16 protein-coding genes, 4 tRNA genes and 1 other annotated feature are annotated in these 20482 nt (G+C 37.3%); of the genes, 12 read left to right on the plus strand and 8 right to left on the minus strand.

From position 1 onward, the window contains the following. Positions 1-82: 82 nt before the first annotated feature. Together yaaA and recF are read left to right on the plus strand one after the other, a co-directional pair. Positions 83-469, plus strand: coding sequence for a S4 domain-containing protein YaaA (gene yaaA, locus JOC31_RS03240; RefSeq protein ID WP_205016753.1), 387 nt, complete (start codon positions 83-85; stop codon positions 467-469). A gap of 1 nt (position 470) precedes the next feature. Beyond that, the gene (gene recF, locus JOC31_RS03245; protein WP_205016754.1) at positions 471-1565 is read left to right on the plus strand and encodes a DNA replication/repair protein RecF; all 1095 of its coding nucleotides are present in this window, start codon (positions 471-473) and stop codon (positions 1563-1565) included. A gap of 176 nt (positions 1566-1741) precedes the next feature. Here the strand turns inward: recF and JOC31_RS03250 are convergent, their stop codons facing one another. The 3 genes from JOC31_RS03250 to trpS form a co-directional block, all read right to left on the minus strand. Beyond that, positions 1742-2440 carry a helix-turn-helix domain-containing protein gene (locus tag JOC31_RS03250; protein WP_205016755.1) on the minus strand — a complete coding sequence of 233 codons (699 nt, stop codon included), beginning with the start codon at positions 2438-2440 and terminating at the stop codon, positions 1742-1744. 150 nt (positions 2441-2590) lie between these two features. Further along, the gene (guaB, locus tag JOC31_RS03255; RefSeq protein ID WP_205016756.1) at positions 2591-4072 is read right to left on the minus strand and encodes an IMP dehydrogenase; all 1482 of its coding nucleotides are present in this window, start codon (positions 4070-4072) and stop codon (positions 2591-2593) included. Between the two features lie 344 nt (positions 4073-4416). Next, positions 4417-5439: a tryptophan--tRNA ligase gene (trpS, locus tag JOC31_RS03260; protein WP_205016757.1), complete on the minus strand. Its 1023-nt coding sequence runs from the start codon at positions 5437-5439 to the stop codon at positions 4417-4419. A 113-nt stretch (positions 5440-5552) separates the two neighbouring features. Continuing rightward, positions 5553-5770, minus strand: a binding site (T-box leader). A 108-nt stretch (positions 5771-5878) separates the two neighbouring features. Between trpS and JOC31_RS03265 the strand changes: the two genes are divergently transcribed. From JOC31_RS03265 to JOC31_RS03275, 3 genes are all read left to right on the plus strand, one after another. Continuing rightward, positions 5879-6751 (plus strand): YitT family protein, encoded by an 873-nt coding sequence (locus JOC31_RS03265; RefSeq protein WP_205016758.1) that lies wholly within the window; start codon positions 5879-5881, stop codon positions 6749-6751. A 69-nt stretch (positions 6752-6820) separates the two neighbouring features. Further along, the gene (locus JOC31_RS03270) at positions 6821-8443 is read left to right on the plus strand and encodes an ATP-binding cassette domain-containing protein (RefSeq protein WP_205016759.1); all 1623 of its coding nucleotides are present in this window, start codon (positions 6821-6823) and stop codon (positions 8441-8443) included. Positions 8444-8491: 48 nt separating this feature from the next. Continuing rightward, positions 8492-11086, plus strand: a complete 2595-nt coding sequence (locus tag JOC31_RS03275) for a YfhO family protein (RefSeq protein ID WP_205016760.1) — start codon at positions 8492-8494, stop codon at positions 11084-11086. Between the two features lie 152 nt (positions 11087-11238). On the opposite strand, the gene JOC31_RS03280 is transcribed toward JOC31_RS03275, so the two are convergent. From JOC31_RS03280 to JOC31_RS03290, 3 genes are all read right to left on the minus strand, one after another. Then, positions 11239-11310, minus strand: a tRNA-Glu gene (locus tag JOC31_RS03280). A gap of 49 nt (positions 11311-11359) precedes the next feature. After that, positions 11360-11431: transfer RNA gene (locus tag JOC31_RS03285), tRNA-Glu, on the minus strand. A gap of 49 nt (positions 11432-11480) precedes the next feature. Further along, positions 11481-11552: transfer RNA gene (locus tag JOC31_RS03290), tRNA-Glu, on the minus strand. 261 nt (positions 11553-11813) lie between these two features. Here JOC31_RS03290 and JOC31_RS03295 point away from each other — a divergent pair. Further along, a tRNA-Arg gene (locus JOC31_RS03295) sits at positions 11814-11887 on the plus strand. Between the two features lie 351 nt (positions 11888-12238). Here JOC31_RS03295 and JOC31_RS03300 read toward each other — a convergent pair. Further along, positions 12239-12913, minus strand: coding sequence for a YoaK family protein (locus JOC31_RS03300; protein WP_205016761.1), 675 nt, complete (start codon positions 12911-12913; stop codon positions 12239-12241). Between the two features lie 71 nt (positions 12914-12984). Then, positions 12985-13464, minus strand: a complete 480-nt coding sequence (gene rlmH / locus JOC31_RS03305) for a 23S rRNA (pseudouridine(1915)-N(3))-methyltransferase RlmH (RefSeq protein ID WP_205016762.1) — start codon at positions 13462-13464, stop codon at positions 12985-12987. 208 nt (positions 13465-13672) lie between these two features. On the opposite strand from rlmH, the gene JOC31_RS03310 reads away from it, so the two are divergent. From JOC31_RS03310 to ychF, 6 genes are all read left to right on the plus strand, one after another. Then, on the plus strand, positions 13673-14908 hold the full coding sequence (locus tag JOC31_RS03310) for a trypsin-like peptidase domain-containing protein (protein WP_205016763.1): 1236 nt from the start codon (positions 13673-13675) through the stop codon (positions 14906-14908). 82 nt (positions 14909-14990) lie between these two features. Then, complete coding sequence (locus JOC31_RS03315; protein ID WP_205016764.1) at positions 14991-15761, plus strand: ParB/RepB/Spo0J family partition protein; 771 nt, start codon at positions 14991-14993, stop codon at positions 15759-15761. 203 nt (positions 15762-15964) lie between these two features. Beyond that, positions 15965-17329 carry a chromosomal replication initiator protein DnaA gene (dnaA, locus tag JOC31_RS03320; RefSeq protein ID WP_205016765.1) on the plus strand — a complete coding sequence of 455 codons (1365 nt, stop codon included), beginning with the start codon at positions 15965-15967 and terminating at the stop codon, positions 17327-17329. Positions 17330-17486: 157 nt separating this feature from the next. Beyond that, positions 17487-18623, plus strand: coding sequence for a DNA polymerase III subunit beta (gene dnaN, locus JOC31_RS03325; RefSeq protein ID WP_205016766.1), 1137 nt, complete (start codon positions 17487-17489; stop codon positions 18621-18623). A 154-nt stretch (positions 18624-18777) separates the two neighbouring features. Then, positions 18778-18969 (plus strand): DUF951 domain-containing protein, encoded by a 192-nt coding sequence (locus JOC31_RS03330; RefSeq protein ID WP_205016767.1) that lies wholly within the window; start codon positions 18778-18780, stop codon positions 18967-18969. Between the two features lie 318 nt (positions 18970-19287). Next, on the plus strand, positions 19288-20403 hold the full coding sequence (gene ychF, locus JOC31_RS03335; protein WP_205008751.1) for a redox-regulated ATPase YchF: 1116 nt from the start codon (positions 19288-19290) through the stop codon (positions 20401-20403). Positions 20404-20482 lie beyond the last annotated feature (79 nt).

A 20482-nucleotide genomic window follows, 5' to 3' on the forward strand; every position in this document is an offset into this window, starting at 1 on the left:
TTTTCCTTAATCTAACGTGTTATTAGCTAAAATTATACCATGTTTATGCTATAATTACTTGAATCACAAAACGGAGAAAATTATGGAATACAAACTATTTGACGATTACATTACCCTACAAGCACTCTTAAAAGATTTACGTATTATTCAAAGTGGTGGAGCCATTAAAGCCTTTCTTGCTAACAATACCGTTCTTTTTAACGGTGAGGATGAGAAACGCCGAGGAAAAAAAGTTCGCCTTGGAGATACAATTGAACTCCCTGAACATGATATTGTTATCACACTTCTCGAACCTACTGCTGCAGAACGCCAAGAGCGAGCTGAAGATATTGCTGAAAAAGAGAGAGTTGCAGCTATTGTCAAACGAATGAACCAAGACAATAAAAAAGCTAAACAAAATCAAAGTAAGGCTATGCCAACTCAAACACGTCACAAAGGGCGTAAGCCTGTACGTTTCCCAGGAACTTAATATGTGGTTGCAATCAATTCAACTCAAAAACTACCGCAATTACCTAAGTGCTCAGGCTAATTTCTCAGCTGGTTTGAACATATTCCTTGGACAAAATGCACAAGGAAAAACAAATATTCTAGAGGCAATCTATTTTCTCGCTTTGACACGTAGCCATCGCACACGTTCTGATAAAGAGCTCATTCATTTTTCTCAAAAAGACGCTGATATTTCAGGAGTTCTACAACGTCAAAATAGTAAAGTACCTCTTGAAATCAAATTGGCTGAACAAGGGAGAATCACCAAGGTTAATCATCTTAAACAAGCAAGACTCTCTGACTACATTGGAAACATGACTGTCGTCCTTTTTGCTCCCGAAGACCTACAATTAGTTAAAGGAGCTCCGAGTTTACGTCGGAAATTTTTGGATATCGATTTGGGACAGATCAAACCTATCTACCTCTCCGACCTCTCACAATACAATCATGTTCTCAAACAACGCAATGCTTATCTCAAATCAGCTGAAAAAGTCGATAAAACCTTTCTGTCTATTCTAGATGAACAACTGGCCGACTTTGGTAGCCGTGTCATGGAACAACGTTACGACTTCATTCAACAGCTAGAATTGGAAGCTGACAAACGTCACCATATGATTTCATATACTCTGGAGCATATGAGCATTTCCTATGACTCATCTGTCTCATTCACTGATAAAGCAAGTATTCGCTCTGATTTTTTACAACAGTTAACCAAAAATCAACAACGTGATATCTTCAAAAAAAATACTAGCATTGGTCCTCATCGTGACGATGTTCAATTTTTTATCAATGATATGAATGCTAGTTTTGCTAGTCAAGGACAACAGAGGAGTCTCATTCTCTCTCTAAAAATGTCAGAGATTGCCTTAATTAAAGCTGTAACAGGTGACAATCCTATCTTACTTCTAGACGATGTCATGAGCGAACTTGATAATGATAGGCAATCTAAATTATTAGAAAGTGTCGTTGCTGAACAAGTACAAACCTTTATGACCACGACTAGCCTTGATCACCTTACCAAAATTCCAGATACAGTTTCTCTATTTTCAGTCACTCAAGGACACATTGAACCTCAATGAAAACCTTATCAATGAATTATAGATGTAAACCCTGTTACGTTTCTAGGTTCAAGTAACTTAACCACTAAAAAGCAAAAAAGATTGAGATTCTACCAAACAGAACTCAATCTTTTTATTTCAAACGTAAACAAATTTTCTAGACTTATAGTCACAGATCTAAATTATCCCTATGACAATCAGTTACTGTTTTCAGTTACCTGTTTTAAAAAACCTGAAAGAAACTTCGCTTTGACGATATCATTGACCTTCAAAGCCTGATCTAAATCGATAACAACTTTAGAAGTCAGTTGTTTCAGTTGTATGTCGGACAACTGGCAGTGAATCCCAGGCGTTTGATTTGGGTCTAGTAAGTCATAAAATTGTAAAAATGCCTTAGCTTCTACCACATCTATGAGCGAGTGATTATCAAAATAAGAGCAAATAAACTCAATATCAGTTTCTGGTAACAACATATCCAAACCAAGGTCCAACAAAGACTTCTTACAGATAACCTTCACTAATTGCAACTCTTCTGGCAGAGACATTTGATAGGTGAGCAAACCAGCTAAATCTTGTTTAGCAACTAAATCATCAACAACTGTCATTGCTTCTGTAAAAGCAGAAGGTATTTCCTCATCCAGTAAATTGTCATCAATCAAGGAAACTTTATTTTCCTGATCAGGTAATTGTTGATGCTCCAAGAAAAATTCAAAATCTGATAGACTAATTTGCAAACCTTGTAAGCCAAGCATAAATTTATCCAAAGCCAACTGAGTCTCACCATTTTCAAAACGCGATAAAGTGGATTTTGATAGCTTGGCTTCTCTGGCTAGCCTTCCCAGACTAAACCCTTTTAATTCCCTCAAAGTTTTAAAATAATATCCATAATTTAACATACTAATATCGTATCAAAGATGTGCCAAATTTGCAACCCATCTGATGCTGCTATACTTAAAATTTTATAAACAAAAATGAGTGTGAGACAAAATAGTCTCACACTCATTTTCTTGATTTTTAGCTACATAATCCTAATGGAAGACTTATTTTTAATGCACTGAATAGTTTGGTGCTTCGTTTGTGATTTGAACATCATGTGGGTGACTTTCTTTAAGTCCTGCTCCTGACATTTCAACGAATTGAGCATTTTCACGAAGTTCCTCAAGAGTTCCTGCCCCACAGTAACCCATACCTGAACGGATACCACCAATCATTTGGAAGACGATATCGGCTGCTGAACCTTTGTAAGCCACACGTCCTTCAATTCCTTCTGGAACAAGTTTGTTAGCTTCATTGACAGAACCTTGGAAGTAGCGGTCACTTGACCCTTTCTTCATGGCTGCAATTGAACCCATACCACGATATGATTTGTATTTACGTCCTTGGAAGATTTCGGTTTCACCTGGTGCTTCATCTGTACCAGCAAACATTGAACCAAGCATAACAGCATTACCACCTGCTGCAAGGGCTTTAACGATATCTCCAGAATACTTGATACCACCGTCAGCGATGATTGTTTTACCATATTCGCGAGCTACGCTAGCTGCATCGTAAATAGCAGTCACTTGAGGAACACCGACACCTGCCACGACACGAGTTGTACAGATTGAACCTGGTCCGATACCAACTTTAACAACATCAACACCTGCTTCGTAGAGAGCACGTGCGCCTTCAGCAGTCGCAATATTTCCTGCAATCAAGGTACGGTCTGGGAAGTGAGCACGAATTTCAGAAATTTTACGAAGAACACCTGCTGAGTGACCGTGAGCTGTATCGATAACGATAGCATCAGCACCTGCTGCAAACAAGGCTTCTGCACGGTCGAAGGTGTCTGAAGTTACTCCAACAGCACCTGCTACCAAGAGACGACCGAACTCATCTTTAGCTGCATTTGGAAACTCAATCACTTTTTCAATATCTTTGATCGTGATAAGTCCTGCAAGGTGACCTTTTTCATCAACCAAAGGTAACTTTTCAATACGGTGTTTATGCAAAATTTGCTCCGCTGTTTCAAGGTCCGTTCCAACTGGAGCTGTCACCAATTCCTCACTGGTCATGTGATTTGAAATTGGGCTATCATAATCTGAGATAAAACGCATATCACGATTAGTAATGATACCTACCAATTTACGGTTTTCAAGTGTTTCAACAATTGGCACACCTGAGATACGGTAACGTTGCATCAACTCTTCTGCTTCTGAAACCTTATGTTCTGGTGTCAAGAAGAATGGGTCAATAATAACACCATTTTCTGAACGTTTTACCTTACGGATTTCTTCTGCTTGTTGCTCAATAGACATGTTTTTGTGAACAACACCAAGTCCACCGGCACGCGCAATTGAAATCGCCATCTTACTATCCGTTACAGTATCCATGGCTGCCGTAATAATCGGAATATTCAATGTCAAATTTTTAGCCAATTTTGTTTGCATATTAACATCATTTGGAAGAACATGGCTTTCTGCTGGAATAAGTAAGACGTCATCAAAGGTAAACCCTTTTTTCAAAAATTTAGTGTCCCAATTTGACATTAAAATAATCCTCTTTTCTCTAAAATTAAGTGTACAAACACCCAGTTTATTTTTTATTTCTATATATCATATCACTCTAATTTTATTTGTCAATAAATTCTGTTCATTTTCACCAATAAAATTGGTTTCTAAAATATTATCCAACCTAAATGCGAACATTAACAGGTAAATAGTTCAAAACGTACGTCAATAAAAGATAGAATTTTTCGAGAATTCTGATTTTATTAGTAAAGCAAATACAAGTAAAATGACTACTCCGTTCACATAAATCGGTGTAGAAAAGGACCAAGACAATAGAATGCTAAAAGAAAAGCGCAACCTTGAACAGTTGCACTTTTAAACGTTTAGAAATAATTGATCCCCATTGCAGCTTTGACATCTGAAAGCGTTTGACCTGCTACTTGACGAGCAGCTTCGCTACCCTTTTCAAGCATGCGGAAGACTTCTCCCATATCCTTAGCGTACTCTAGGCGACGTTCACGGATTGGTGCCAACTCACGCTCCAAAATCTCCAAAAGATAACGTTTGGTTTTGACATCACCTAGTCCACCGCGTTGGTAGTGCTCTTTCATGGCTTCGATCTCAGCTTTATCCTCTTCCTGACCAAAAATATCAAGGTAGTGGAAAACCATGTTACCTTCAATCTGACCGGGATCTTCCACACGGATATGATTTGGGTCAGTATACATACTCATAACTTTTTTACGAACCGTATCCGCATCGTCAGACAAGAAAATACCGTTTCCAAGAGACTTAGACATCTTAGCATTACCGTCAAGACCTGGCAGACGACCAGCTGCTTCATTTTCTGGGTAAATACCTTCTGGCTCAACCAGAATATCTGCCTTGTAGGTGTGGTTAAAGCTACGCACGATTTCGCGTGTCTGCTCAATCATCGGTTTCTGGTCATTTCCAACGGGAACAAAGTTAGCCTTGAATGCTGTGATATCAGCCGCCTGAGAAACAGGGTAAACTAAGAATCCTGACGGAATAGATTCTCCAAATCCTTTTTGAGCAATCTCTGTCTTCACCGTTGGGTTGCGTTCCAAACGAGCAACTGAGACGAGATTGAGATAATACATGGTCAATTCAGCCAGTTCAGGAATTTGGCTTTGAATAAAAATCGTTGACTTAGTAGGATCTAGTCCCACTGACAAGTAATCCAAGGCAACATTTCCAATAGATTCCTTGATGATTTCTGAATCCTTGGCATGGTCAGTCAAAGCCTGTTGGTCTGCCAAAAAAACAAACATGTCGTGTCTACCTTCATTTTGTAAAATAACACGATTTTTAAGACTTCCTACGTAATGTCCGAGGTGTAATTTCCCAGTTGGGCGATCTCCTGTTAAAATAATCGGTTTAGTCATTTATTTTTCTCCTTTAAAGTAATCCTCTTTTATAAGTAGCTATTCATTCCACACCTTCTGGTTTCTTTATCAGTATCTTATAACATAAAAAAATCCCTCACATAGCTAAGCTATGTGAGGGCGTTATATCAAAAATACGCGGTACCACCTCAATTGACAACATATTGACACCGTTGTCCTCTCAACAGCACGATATGGTGTGCTAAACCTGAAACTTATTGTTTTGTTTCACGTGGAACATCAGTCCATTCATCTTTAGTTTGGACCAACTCACAGCATCCGTTGGCTTTCTGAACCATAACCTAAAAACTACTCTTCTGACATCACTTATTCTAAAATTTTTAATAAGTATTGTCAAGATAAGACTCGCAAATACTTGACCAAAATACCGTTTTTTGCTCATAATAGTAACGGATATAAAAAGAAAGAGTTTTATAAAATGAACAAAATTTTTCTCAACCTATTGCTAGTTAGTACTGGGTCTTTTATTGCTGCTATCGGTTTTAACACTATGTTCCTCGAAAATAATATCACATCAGGAGGCATGGTGGGGTTGTCTGTCAGCTTTCACGCGCTATGGGGATGGAATCCTTCTACTTTCCTTCTATTAATCAATATCCCCTTATTAATACTCTGCTTATTATTTTTAGGGAAAGAAAATTTCGCTAAAACCTTATACGGTTCTTGGATTTACCCTATTTGTATCAAGTTGACCTCTGGTCTACCGACTATTACAGAAAATCCTTTACTGGCAGCAGTATTCGGAGGTGTTATTGTTGGGATAGGATTAGGATTAGTTTTCTGGGGAAATTCCTCTACAGGAGGGACTGGAATCATCACTCAAATTTTACATAAATACACCCCACTATCATTGGCACTGGCTATGACACTCATTGATGGATTTAGTGTAGCTATGGGATTCACCGTATTTGATGCTGACACTGTCATGTATTCCATCATTGCACTAACTATCATTTCATATACTGTCTATATTATGGAAGTGGGTGTTTCGTCAGCCCGCAATATGATGATTGTTTCTCCGAAGTATAGAGAAATCCAAGACTATATCTCCAGTCAACTGGATCGTGGTGTCTCTGCTATTCCCATCACAGGAGGTTATACTGGTAAAGAGCAAGTCATGTTGATGACAACGATCTCTTCACGAGAAGTCTTTCGTTTTGAAAAAAGCATCCAAGAAATTGACCCAACTGCCTTTATCATTATCACCCCTGCAACACATGTTATCGGACGTGGTTTTAGCCTGACTAAACACTATCAAATAGCCGATGAAGACTTGATTCTACCAATGTAATCCATTGAAAAATCTTAATTTTTCTAGTAAAATGTAAGAGCATATTATAGATAATAAGAGGTACTAACATTGCTTACAGTTTCAGATGTATCGCTTCGTTTTAGCGATCGCAAACTTTTTGATGAGGTTAACATCAAATTTACAGCAGGAAACACTTATGGTCTTATCGGTGCCAACGGTGCTGGTAAATCAACGTTCTTAAAAATCCTTGCTGGAGATATCGAGCCATCAACTGGTCATGTCTCACTTGGTCCAGATGAACGTCTATCTGTTCTTCGCCAAAATCACTTTGACTACGAAGAAGAACGTGCTATCGACGTGGTTATCATGGGGAATGAGCAGCTTTACAGCATCATGAAAGAAAAAGACGCTATCTACATGAAAGAAGATTTCACTGATGAAGATGGTGTTCGTGCGGCTGAGCTTGAAGGACAGTTCGCAGAGCTTGGTGGTTGGGAAGCTGAGAGTGAGGCGTCACAATTGCTTCAAAACTTGAATATCCCAGAAGACCTCCACTACCAAAACATGAGTGAATTGGCTAATGGTGATAAGGTGAAAGTTCTCCTTGCTAAAGCCCTCTTTGGTAAACCAGATGTTCTACTCCTCGACGAGCCTACCAACGGTCTGGATATTCAGTCCATCACTTGGTTGGAAGATTTCCTTATCGATTTTGAAAATACCGTTATCGTCGTATCCCATGACCGTCACTTCTTGAATAAAGTATGTACTCACATGGCTGACCTTGATTTTGGTAAAATCAAACTCTTCGTCGGAAACTACGATTTTTGGAAACAATCATCAGAGTTAGCTGCTCGTTTGCAGGCTGACCGTAACGCTAAAGCAGAAGAAAAAATCAAAGAATTACAAGAATTCGTTGCTCGCTTCTCAGCCAATGCTTCAAAATCAAAACAAGCCACTTCACGTAAAAAAATGCTTGATAAAATTGAACTTGAAGAGATTGTTCCATCAAGTCGTAAATACCCATTCATCAACTTCAAAGCAGAACGCGAGATGGGAAATGACCTTTTAACTGTTGAAAATCTTTCTGTCACTATCGAAGGGGAAAAAGTTCTTGATAACATCAGCTTTATCCTACGTCCAGGTGACAAGACTGCCTTTATTGGACAAAATGATATTCAAACAACAGCACTGATGCGTGCTCTTATGGATGATATTGAATACGAAGGAACCATCAAATGGGGTGTAACAACGAGTCGTTCTTACCTTCCAAAAGATAACACTCGCGACTTCGCCTCTGGTGAATCTATCCTTGAATGGCTTCGTCAGTTTGCTGCTAAAGAAGAGGATGATAATACCTTCCTACGTGGCTTCCTTGGTCGCATGCTCTTCTCAGGTGATGAAGTTAACAAGTCTGTCAACGTCTTGTCAGGTGGAGAAAAAGTGCGTGTTATGCTTTCAAAACTCATGCTTTTGAAATCAAATGTTCTCGTTCTTGATGACCCTACTAACCACTTGGACTTGGAGTCTATCTCAAGTTTGAATGACGGTCTTAAAGACTTCAAAGAGTCCATTATCTTTGCCAGTCACGACCACGAATTTATCCAAACACTTGCTAACCACATTGTTGTTATCTCTAAAAACGGCGTTATCGACCGTATCGATGAAACCTACGATGAATTCCTTGAAAATGAAGAGGTTCAAGCAAAAGTTAAAGCACTTTGGAAAGACTAATAAAGAAAAAGAGTTGGGACAATCCCAGCTCTTTATTGATAAATGCTTATGATTAAAAAAATACAAAGTAATTACCGTTTTTTAATTCCCTATCTTGTCAGTTTTTTGGTACCTGTTGTCATCATGGCTGCAGTCTTATTCTCTCAGGGGATTAGTTGGAAATCCGATCGAACTATTCTAGCTAGCGATGGATTTCACCAATACGTCATTTTTGCACAAGCCCTCAGAAATATTCTTCATGGAAGCGATAGCATTTTTTACACTTTTACAAGTGGTCTGGGACTTAATTTTTATGCCCTTATCAGCTACTACCTTGGCTCACTCCTATCTCCACTCGTTTACTTCTTTGATTTACACTCTATGCCCGATGGCATCTATACTCTAACAATTTTGAAATATGGCTTGATTGGACTGTCAACCTATTTTAGTATGGTAAGACTCTACCCTAAACTGCATTCTGCATTTGCCTTTAGTCTGTCAACTTCATATGCACTAATGAGTTTTGCGACTAGCCAAACTGAAATTAATATGTGGCTAGATGTTTTCATGATTTTTCCAATTATTATACTAGGACTCAATCGCTTACTAAAGAAACAAAACTTTGGAATTTATTATATTAGTTTAAGCTTGTTACTCATTTTAAATTATTATTTTGGTTACATGGCAGTTCTATTTTTGACTCTTCTTTTTCTAGTTAACTTAGCTTATCCTAATAGCTGGAAAGATCGACTTAGACAACTAAAGGACTTTATCTTTATTTCTTTAGCATCTGGACTAACGGCAGCTGTTATGCTGTTACCTTCTTACTTAGATTTATCCACTCATGGAGAAACCTTATCAAGCATCACTAGTTGGTTCAATGAAAATACTTTTCCCCTAGACATCTTCGCTAAAAATATGGTAGGTATTTACGATACAACTAAGTTTGGGGCTATTCCTATGATTTATGTTGGAATTCTCCCTTTAATGTTCTCTCTTATCTTCTTTACACTACCGTCAATCAAATGGTATACGCGAAGTGCCTATGCTATCTTGGTCGTTATCCTAATCGCTAGTTTCTATCTCCAGCCTCTAGATTTACTTTGGCAAGGAATGCACACGCCCAATATGTTTCTTCATCGCTATGCTTGGCTATTTTCCTTTTTAGTTATTCTATTAGCAGCAGAAACTTTATCGCGAGTCGCTACGATTTCATGGAAGCAATACCTTTTTTCAATAGGAACTTTATTTTTAGGATTTTCTCTGACACTTCTCTTTCATACCCACTATGATTACATTGACTTAGATAAAGCCTTAATCAGCTTCGCTTTCCTGATAGCCTATGCTGTCATTTTTATCAGTTTTACAAAGAAACAATTAACTTATTCCTTAGTCATTTCCTTTACACTTATCTTTACAGTATTTGAAACTAGCATCAACTCTTTTTACCAAATCACATCCCTCAATCAAGAGTGGGTTTTTCCTACACGAGAGGGGTATGAGAGCCACTTGTCCGCTATAGAAAATTTTGTTCAAACAGCTAAATCACAAAATCAAACCTTCTTTCGCATGGAGAGGGTAGAGCCCCAAACTGGTAATGATAGCATGAAATACAATTTCAATGGAATTTCTCAGTTTTCTTCTGTTCGAAATACAAGCTCTTCCAGTACACTTGACCAACTTGGTTACAAATCTGTTGGTACTAACCTTAATCTTCGGTATCAGAATAATACAATTCTTATGGATAGTCTGTTTGCTGTTAAATATAACATAACAACTGATGATCCTCATAAGTTTGGCTTCACACTATCAGATTCTCAAGATAATGATAGCCTTTATCAAAACAAATATGCTGCGCAACTGGCTATACTAACTGATAAAGTTTACAAAGATGTCAACTTCACTGTCAACACGTTAGATAATCAAGAGCATTTTATTAATCAATTAACTGGTCTAAACGAAGTTTACTACAGTCGTCTAGAAAGCCAGCTACTCAATTCTAACCTATCTATCAATAATCATGTCAACCTAACTAATACTAACTCTGCTGGAACAAGTGCTGAATACAAAGTGACGATTCCTGCTAATTCCCAAGTATACGTTACTATCCCCAACCTCACATTCGGCAATACATCACAAGAAAATGTCCAAATCACAGTAAATGGGGTAACAAGTCAATTCACCACTGATAACGCCTATAATTTTTTCAATATAGGACAGTTTACTGATCAACAAGAAACTACTGTTACACTTCGATTTGCAGGCAATAATCATGTTTCTTTTGATACACCACACTTCTATGCTCTCAATATAGAGAGTTATCAGAAAGCTATGTCAAAAATAACTAGTCAAACAGTCTCCGTATCAACTAAAAATAATCACGTGTTAGCTAAGTATAAAACAGATCATAAGTCATCACTTGTATTTACTCTCCCTTACGATAAAGGTTGGACAGCCACTCTCAATGGGAAAAAAATCCCTATTCGTAAGGTTCAAAACGGATTCATGGCAGTTGATCTATCATCTGGCCAAGGAGAGGTAACACTATCCTTTATTCCAAGCGGATTTAAGTTAGGAATAGGACTATCAGCATTAGGTATCGGTAGCTTTTACATTTACCGAAGACACACGCGTACTAAAAAGAAAATCAACAACCTCAGATGAGCTTTTAAAGCTAGCCCATCCTTTACTTTAGTGACCAAATATCTCTAAGTTATCACGACTCTTGTCAAGAATAGCTTAGAGCTTTTAAAATAACTACAATAGAACAAAAAATGAGTGAACTAAAGTTCACTCATTTTTTCACGATAATAGAATAGTCCGTACGGGATTCGAACCCGTGTTACCGCCGTGAAAAGGCGGTGTCTTAACCCCTTGACCAACGGACCATGAAATTAACTTTCAATTAGTTTAGTCATTGCTATTTAATTAAAGTTATAGTCCGTACGGGATTCGAACCCGTGTTACCGCCGTGAAAAGGCGGTGTCTTAACCCCTTGACCAACGGACCATGAAATTAACTTTCAATTAGTTTAGTCATTGCTATTTAATTAAAGTTATAGTCCGTACGGGATTCGAACCCGTGTTACCGCCGTGAAAAGGCGGTGTCTTAACCCCTTGACCAACGGACCATAATCATAAGACTCTTATTATTTTATCAAATTATTTCATTTTGTCTAGTATTTTGACTAACTTTTTTTAAAATTTTTACTCCTCTGTCTGTAAAATCTACTTTAACGTACAATTAGGGACTAATGACTCTCGAATAAATTCTAAATCCAGTGCTCTATGTAGATAATTTGCTACCAATAAATTTTATACTTATCCTTCTTGCACTAATAATGAATTTGTATTGACAGTTATATCTTACTTTGTTAAAATAACTGAGTAATGGTCTCATAGCTCAGCTGGATAGAGCATTCGCCTTCTAAGCGAACGGTCGCAGGTTCGAATCCTGCTGGGATCATTTATTTTTTACTGTGAAATTGCACTCCAAAACTTAGATATCCTATCTAATCGTTGGGGTGCTTTTTGATAACATAGCTAAATTCACAAATAGATACTCCTTTACGGCCACAACTATTTACTTCTAAAATTAGTCTACAAAATATAAAAGAGCTTGATAATACTAAAGAGTCTATATTATCAAGCTCTTTTTTGATTTTAAATAGTTTAAAAAAGATTCCAACACTAAATTTCTCAACTCAGAGATAGATCGTAAGCTTCAGTAACCTTTTATGAAAAATCGCTGCTAATGATTATCGCAACATTACATCCTACTATCTCTTGATATAGTCAAGTTTATGGAGGAACTTTTCTAATATCCTAAACTTCTTTTCTCAACCCACAAAAGATAATTCACGAGCAATAAAGGAATTAAGGCAAACCATAGTGTAAACTCACCAAAATGATAAGATAGACGAGTAGAGACATAAACACCTGTCGCAAAACTTGCTATGATAACAAAAATATGACGTCCTTGCTCTCTAAATTCCTTATTGTGTTCATAAACTCCTTTAAAATATAAGCGAGCTGCATTTTTTACATTTCCTGTCATCATCACACTGGCATAGGGAGCACCATGAATTTTTTGAAATGTCTCGACTTGAATAGATGCCACAAAAGCTACTAGAGCATTGGTGTAATACTCTGAAACAAATGGAGTAATAGTAGCCGTAAAAATTGTAATAATCGTTAATATGAGGCTCGATCCGAAATGCCAAAAATGATGTGTTTCATCAAACCAACGCTTGGCCAAGTAGGTAAATACCTGACCCAAAGCAAAGAAGACGATTGGAACTGTAAATTGAACCACTTGAACGTAGTTTCCCATTGCAAGATAGTAAGCCCAGGAAATCACATTTCCTGACTGAACTCCCGCAAAACGTCTCCCTTGGGTCACAAAGGTAAATGCATTTAAAAAACCACTAATGAAAGTAAGTGGTACTGCTATACGCAAACCTTCAAAAATACGATAATTTTTACGTGTCATTGTATTAAAACCTCCCATCTGTTCCATAAACGAAACAAAGGAACCGATATTATCGGAATCCTTTGAATCTTCTATTTGTGATACGGACTACCCTGTTTAATCATAAAAGCACGATAAATCTGTTCTACCAAGACTAATTTCATCAACTGATGAGGCAGGGTTAAACGTCCAAAGCTAATCAATATATCAGCCCGTTCTTTTACTTTTGGAGACAGCCCTAAACTTCCTCCAATAATGAATGTAATTTCTGAAAAACCTCTTACTGTCGTTTGATCCAATAGCTGACTGAATTTTTCTGAACTGAGCTCTTTCCCTTCAATTGCTAAAACAACAACAAACGAACGCTCTGGAATCTTTGATAAGATACGTTTGGCTTCCTTTTCCATGATTTTCTGGTTTTCAGCTAGGCTAGCATTATCCGGAGTTTTTTCATCCACCAATTCTATCTGATTTAACTTAGTAAAACGGCTAAGACGTTTGCTATACTCTGCAATCCCATCTTTCAGATATTTCTCTTTTAATTTTCCAACTGTAATTAGTGTGACTTTCATGACCTTATTATAACATATCCACATCTTTTTTCACACCTTATCCACATGTAAAAAACTAAACAAGTCCTTTGAAATCCTGTTATTAACTGGATATCCACCAACAAGTTAAAGTTTTCCACAGGTTGTGGATTACTTTATTTCCTTTACTTTTAAGGTATATTTAAGTATGATTATCTAAGATATCAGAGAAAATAGGAGGAATTTAATAGTGAAACAAGTAAAGCTACCAAAAATATCACAGAATTGGACAAAATTACTTCTTACCATTTTAATTAGTGTAATTGGAGGAGTCCTGGGTGCCCTTATCATTTTAAAGGCTAATGGAATTCTAGTAAGTAATATCAGCGGGTCTAATAGTCAAACAACCACAAGTAAAGTAACTTACTCTAATAAAACAGATACAACCGAAGCAGTTAAAACGGTTCAAAACGCTGTTGTATCTGTTATTAACTATCAGTCTACAGGATCATCACAAAATACAATTTATTCTCAAATGTTTGGGCAATCAGAAAATAATAAATCTGATTCTAGCGAACTATCTGTCTATAGTGAGGGATCTGGCGTTATTTACAAAAAAGACGGTAAGAATGCTTACCTGGTAACAAATACTCACGTTATCGAGGGAGCAAAACAAATTGAAATTATGCTAGCTGATGGTACTAAAGTTGTCGGCGAACTAGTTGGTTCAGATACTTATTCTGATATCGCTGTTGTTAAAATCTCATCTGATAAAGTCACAACTGTTGCCGACTTTGCTGATTCAGATAAATTAACAGTAGGTGAAACTGCTATCGCTATTGGTAGCCCACTTGGAACAGAATACGCTAACTCTGTTACTCAAGGAATTGTCTCAAGTCTCAGCCGTACAGTTACAATGACCAACGATAGTGGTCAAACTGTTTCTACCAATGCCATTCAAACTGATGCAGCTATCAACCCAGGAAATTCAGGTGGTGCTTTGATTAATATTGAAGGACAGGTCATCGGTATTAACTCAAGTAAGATTTCATCAACCTCTGATAGCTCTGGGGAATCTGTAGAAGGTATGGGGTTTGCAATCCCTTCAAATGATGTTATAAAAATTATAAATCAACTTGAAAAGAATGGGTCAGTTACACGACCTGCACTGGGAATCTCTATGGCTAATCTCAGCGATCTTTCAACAAATGATATCTCTCAGTTAAATATTCCATCAAGCATTACATCTGGTGTAGTCGTAGCTTCTGTACAAGACAATATGCCTGCAGACGGCAATCTAAAACAATACGATGTCATCACAGCTGTTGATGGAAAAGAAGTAACGTCTACTGCAGACCTTCAAAGTATCCTTTATGGTCATAGTACTGGAGATTCCATCAAGATTACATTCTATAGAGGTACTGAAGAAAAAACAACTACTATCAAATTAACTAAAACAACTGAAGACCTCTCCCAAGCTCAGTAAATTTGACAAACTTATAAAACTAGCCTTACAATACTCTGTAAGGCTAGTTTTAGTCTATCATCTACTCTGGAGTATGAATATCATGAATGATACAATCAAACTGATCGCTATCAATGACATCAGTCCCAATCCATTTCAACCAAGGCAACACTTTAACCCTGAGGAACTAGAAGAACTTGCCCAGTCCATCAAACAGAACGGCTTAATCCAACCTATCATAGTACGACCGTCGAGTATATTTGGATACGAGTTAGTTGCTGGTGAAAGACGGCTTAGAGCCACAAAAATGGCTGGACTATCTAATATATTAGCCGTTATCAAACCAATGACAGATAGCGAAAGCATGAGAAATGCAATCATTGAAAATTTGCAACGAAGTGACTTAAATCCAATTGAAGAAGCGCGATCTTATAAAGCTTTAATCGACAAAACCAAAATGACCCACGAGGATATTGCAGTCGCAATGGGGAAGTCACGTCCTTATATTAGTAACAGTCTCAGACTACTCAATCTCCCAATACAATTACAAAAAGCTTTAGAAGTCAGGCAAATCACTCAAGGACACGCTAGGCTCTTATTATCTTTAAAAGAAACAGAAAAACAAATCCTGTGGTTAGATGAAATAAAGCAAAAACAACTTAGTGTTCATCAATTAGAAAAACTTATCAAACATAAAACAAAAACATCCCGTAAACGAAACAAGTCTATTTACACTATTGAACAAGAAGAACGTATTAGCCAAGCTCTCGGACTAAGCTCCAAGATAAGTTACTCAAAATCAGGAAAAGGACAACTGATTATTCAATTTGCTGATGACGAAGAGTTCCACAGACTTATCAACAAGATTTTATAACTTGTGGAAACTTTATAAAGTGAAACACGATTATCCACATATTAAACCAGTAAAAACCCCTGATATTAATAGGGGTTTTCTTTATATCCACAGGTTGTGGAAAACTTTTATTAACAGTGTGGATTCTTTTCTAAAAACTTGTGGAAAACTTTTTTGTTTTATGTTAAAATTGCTATACTAGAAAATCAAATAAAGGAGATAAAATGACGGATAAGGAAACCATTTTTTGGAACCGGGTCCTAGAATTAGCACATAATCACTTAAGTCAAACGACTTTTGACTTTTTTGTGTCTGATGCAAAGTTACTAAAAATTGAAAATAAAGTGGCGACTATTCTTCTTGACTCCGATATTAAAGAAGTGTTTTGGCGTGAAAACTTAACACAGTTCACTTTAACAGCAGGTTTTGAGATTTACGATGCCGAAATTCTAGCCAGATACATCTTTGATGCCGAATCCATCGCAGAAACAAATACCCAACTCACTGAAGAAAAAGAGGTGGCTCTTTCACAAGCCTTACCACCTCAAGAAAACCTATCAAATATCAATTCAAAGTATAACTTTAAGAATTTTGTCCAAGGAGATGAAAACCGCTGGGCTGTTGCTGCATCGATGGCCGTTGCTGAATCTCCTGGTACGACCTACAATCCTCTATTTATTTATGGAGGTCCTGGACTCGGCAAGACACACTTACTAAATGCTATTGGAAATGCTATTTTAACAGATAACCCGAAAGCTCGTATTCGCTATATTACAGCTGAAAATTTTATGAATTCATTTACTAAACATCTCAGACTTAATAGCCTAGATGAATTAAAAAATGAATTTCGTACCTTGGATGTCCTACTTATTGACGACATCCAGTCTCTTCCTAAAAAGACAACAAGCGGGGGAATTCAACAAGAATTTTTTGATACCTTTAATGAACTGCACTCTCGTAATAAACAAATTGTCCTAACCAGTGACCGAAATCCAGATCACTTAAATGATTTGGAGGAACGTCTTGTCACGCGCTTTAAGTGGGGACTAACCGTTGATATTACACCACCAGACTTCGAAACTCGAGTTGCTATTTTAACCAATAAAATACAAGATTATCCTTACCATTTTCCTGCTGAAACAATTGAATACCTTGCTGGTCAATTTGATAGCAACGTTCGAGATCTTGAAGGTGCACTCAAAGATATTAACCTTGTTGCAAATTTTAAACAACTTGAAAGCATCACAGTTGAAGTCGCTGCTGAGGCCATCAGAGCTCGAAAAAAAGATGAGCCACAACTGACCATCATTCCTATTGAAGATATTCAAGCACAGGTTGGCAAATTCTATGATGTCACCATAAAAGAAATAAAAGCAACTAAGCGAACTCAGAATATTGTCTTAGCTAGACAAGTTGCGATGTATCTCGCACGTGAGATGACTGACAACTCCCTCCCTAAAATTGGTAAAGAGTTTGGAGGTCGTGACCACTCGACAGTCTTACATGCCTATAATAAAATCAAAAATATGATTGCACAGGACGACAGTCTTCGTATTGAAATTGAAAGTATTAAAAATAAAATCAAATAGACATGTGGATAAGTCTCACAAAAGAGAAGCGGTTATGCACAACTTATCCACATGTTGAAACTCAGGACAAATCTAAAGATTTTAGACTTATCCACACTATAAACAGTGCCTAATACTAATACTATATATTATACTTATAAACTAATAAGGAGTTTACATGCTCAAATTTTCAATTAATAAACCATTATTCCTACAAGCCTTAAATGCAACTAAAAGAGCTATCTCAAGTAAAAATGCTATTCCTATTTTATCAACAATAAAAATTGAAGTAGCCGCTAATGGTGTTACTTTAACTGGTTCAAATGGTCAAATTTCCATTGAAAACTTCATCTCAGTTGCTAATGAGAACGCAGGTCTTCTCATTACTTCACCTGGTGCTGTTTTACTAGAAGCTAGCTTCTTTATTAATATCGTCTCAAGCCTACCTGATGTAACAGTTGACTTTGAGGAAATTGAACAACATCAAATTTTACTTAAAAGTGGTAAATCAGAGATTACTTTGAAAGGAAAAGATGTTGATCATTACCCACGTATTCAAGAAGTTTCAACAAGTAACCCTCTTGTAATGGAAACTAAGGTATTGAAGAATTTAATTTCTGAAACAGCTTTCGCAGCTTCAACCCAGGAAAGTCGCCCAATTTTAACAGGTGTTCACCTTGTTTTAACTAATAATAAAGACTTTAAAGCTGTCGCAACAGATTCACACCGTATGAGTCAACGTCAATTAACTTTGGAAAATATGACTGATAATTTTGATGTGGTTTTACCAAGTAAATCATTGCGTGAATTCTCAGCTGTTTTTTCAGATGAGGTCGAAACAGTTGAAATATTCTTTTCACCAAGCCAGTTGCTATTTAGAAGTGACCATATTTCGTTTTATACACGTTTACTTGAAGGAACCTATCCAGATACAGATCGTCTATTAATGTCTAATTTTGAAACAGAGGCGATTTTCAATACTCAGTCTCTTCGCTCTGCAATGGAACGTGCTTTCTTAATCTCAAATGCTACTCAAAACGGTACCGTAAAACTAGAAATCACAAATGGTCAGGTAAGCGCCCATGTTAACTCACCTGAGGTTGGTAAAGTAAACGAAGAACTAGATGTCAATGCTGTAGAAGGAGCAGATCTAACGATTAGCTTTAACCCAACCTACTTAATCGAGGCCCTAAAAGCTCTGAAAAGTGAGACAGTGGTGGTGCGTTTCTTATCACCAGTTCGTCCATTTACATTGACGCCAGGTAATGATAGCGAGAACTTTATTCAATTGATCACTCCTGTACGTACAAACTAAAAGTTATCCACTGTGGATAACTTTTTTCTATTTTATTTTTATAAACAGGTGCTTATGCTATAATAAAGTCATGTAGAGATAATAGCTTATCTCAAGTAGTATCAAAAAATTGAGGGATCAGTTAGTTAAGACATCTAATATTTTGGAGGAGATCATGTACGAGATTGGAACTTTAGTTGAAATGAAAAAGCCACATGCCTGTCTTATCAAATCTACAGGAAAAAAGGCAAATAAATGGGAAGTTATTCGTGTCGGTGCTGACATTAAGATTCGCTGTACTAATTGTGAGCACGTGGTTATGATGAGTCGTTATGACTTTGAAAGGAAACTTAAGAAAATCCTATAAGAACAGCTTTGCAGCCAACAGTTGGTACTAAAAGCGCTAGTTAGCAAGCTCTGACAAAGGTTACAATAAGCTTAGAAACAGAAGAGGATGAGTATTAAAAGGTCGATAGTATGTCATCAATCCTGAGACCGGAAAATATAAAAGGAGGGATGGTCTAGCTATTCTCAGTGATTTGATTTCAGAGTATTAGTATCTGTTATTATTTTTTATCTCTTGGGTTAGGAGCTTTTCTTTTTTAGGGCAATAAGTTGCAAGCTTTTTCTTAAAGTTTTTGATATAATGGGTATAATTGAATAATTTTTATGGAGACTAACATAGATGGCTTTAACAGCAGGTATCGTTGGTTTGCCGAACGTTGGTAAATCAACTCTTTTTAATGCAATTACAAAAGCAGGAGCGGAAGCTGCTAACTATCCTTTCGCAACGATTGATCCCAATGTAGGGATGGTTGAAGTGCCAGATGAGCGTTTGACTAAATTAACTGAGCTCATCACCCCTAAGAAAACTGTTCCAACGACTTTTGAATTTACCGATATTGCAGGTATCGTTAAGGGGGCTTCAAAAGGAGAAGGCCTTGGCAATAAATTTCTGGCTAATATCCGTGAAGTGGATGCTATTGTTCACGTGGTACGTGCTTTTGACGATGAAAATGTTATGCGTGAGCAAGGTCGTGAAGACGCCTTTGTTGATCCTATGGCGGATATCGATACCATCAATCTTGAGTTGATTTTAGCTGACCTTGATTCTATTAACAAACGTTATGCGCGTGTTGAGAAGATGGCTCGTACGCAAAAGGATAAAGATTCTGTCGCAGAATTTAACGTGCTTCAAAAAATCAAACCAGTTCTTGAAGATGGTAAATCGGCTCGTACCATTGACTTTACCCCAGAAGAGCAGGCAGTGGTTAAAGGTCTCTTCCTTTTGACAACTAAGCCAGTTCTTTATGTGGCGAATGTCGATGAAGATAAGGTTGCTGATCCAGATGATATCTCTTATGTGAAGCAAATCCGTGACTTTGCTGCAACTGAAAATGCAGAGGTAGTAGTCATTTCAGCTCGTGCTGAAGAAGAAATTTCAGAGCTTGATGATGAAGATAAGGAAATGTTCTTGGAAGACCTCGGCTTGACAGAGTCTGGTGTGGACAAATTAACACGCGCAGCTTATCACTTGCTTGGTCTAGGAACTTACTTTACTGCTGGTGAGAAAGAGGTACGTGCTTGGACCTTCAAACGTGGCATCAAGGCTCCTCAAGCAGCTGGTATTATCCACTCAGATTTTGAGCGAGGCTTTATCCGTGCAGTAACCATGTCATACGATGATTTGGTGCAATACGGTTCAGAAAAAGCAGTTAAAGAGGCAGGTCGTCTCCGTGAAGAAGGTAAGGAATACGTTGTCCAAGATGGCGACATCATGGAATTCCGTTTCAATGTTTAAGACAAGGAAAGAGGCTAGGACAAAAGTCCTGAGCTTCTTATTGTTTACCCTGTTATTTTGAAGACGCAGTGGTTGAGAG

This window comes from Streptococcus saliviloxodontae (assembly GCF_016908655.1).
GTDB classification, from domain to species: Bacteria; Bacillota; Bacilli; order Lactobacillales; family Streptococcaceae; genus Streptococcus; species Streptococcus saliviloxodontae.

Excerpts from the sequence above, each read along its gene's own strand:
- yaaA (WP_205016753.1), top strand. The coding sequence starts at position 83 with ATGGAATACAAACTATTTGACGATTACATTACCCTACAAGCACTCTTA.
- recF (WP_205016754.1), top strand. The coding sequence starts at position 471 with ATGTGGTTGCAATCAATTCAACTCAAAAACTACCGCAATTACCTAAGT.
- JOC31_RS03250 (WP_205016755.1), bottom strand. The coding sequence starts at position 2,440 with ATGTTAAATTATGGATATTATTTTAAAACTTTGAGGGAATTAAAAGGG.
- guaB (WP_205016756.1), bottom strand. The coding sequence starts at position 4,072 with ATGTCAAATTGGGACACTAAATTTTTGAAAAAAGGGTTTACCTTTGAT.
- trpS (WP_205016757.1), bottom strand. The coding sequence starts at position 5,439 with ATGACTAAACCGATTATTTTAACAGGAGATCGCCCAACTGGGAAATTA.
- JOC31_RS03265 (WP_205016758.1), top strand. The coding sequence starts at position 5,879 with ATGAACAAAATTTTTCTCAACCTATTGCTAGTTAGTACTGGGTCTTTT.
- JOC31_RS03275 (WP_205016760.1), top strand. The coding sequence starts at position 8,492 with ATGATTAAAAAAATACAAAGTAATTACCGTTTTTTAATTCCCTATCTT.
- JOC31_RS03300 (WP_205016761.1), bottom strand. The coding sequence starts at position 12,913 with ATGACACGTAAAAATTATCGTATTTTTGAAGGTTTGCGTATAGCAGTA.
- rlmH (WP_205016762.1), bottom strand. The coding sequence starts at position 13,464 with ATGAAAGTCACACTAATTACAGTTGGAAAATTAAAAGAGAAATATCTG.
- JOC31_RS03315 (WP_205016764.1), top strand. The coding sequence starts at position 14,991 with ATGAATGATACAATCAAACTGATCGCTATCAATGACATCAGTCCCAAT.
- dnaA (WP_205016765.1), top strand. The coding sequence starts at position 15,965 with ATGACGGATAAGGAAACCATTTTTTGGAACCGGGTCCTAGAATTAGCA.
- dnaN (WP_205016766.1), top strand. The coding sequence starts at position 17,487 with ATGCTCAAATTTTCAATTAATAAACCATTATTCCTACAAGCCTTAAAT.
- JOC31_RS03330 (WP_205016767.1), top strand. The coding sequence starts at position 18,778 with ATGTACGAGATTGGAACTTTAGTTGAAATGAAAAAGCCACATGCCTGT.
- ychF (WP_205008751.1), top strand. The coding sequence starts at position 19,288 with ATGGCTTTAACAGCAGGTATCGTTGGTTTGCCGAACGTTGGTAAATCA.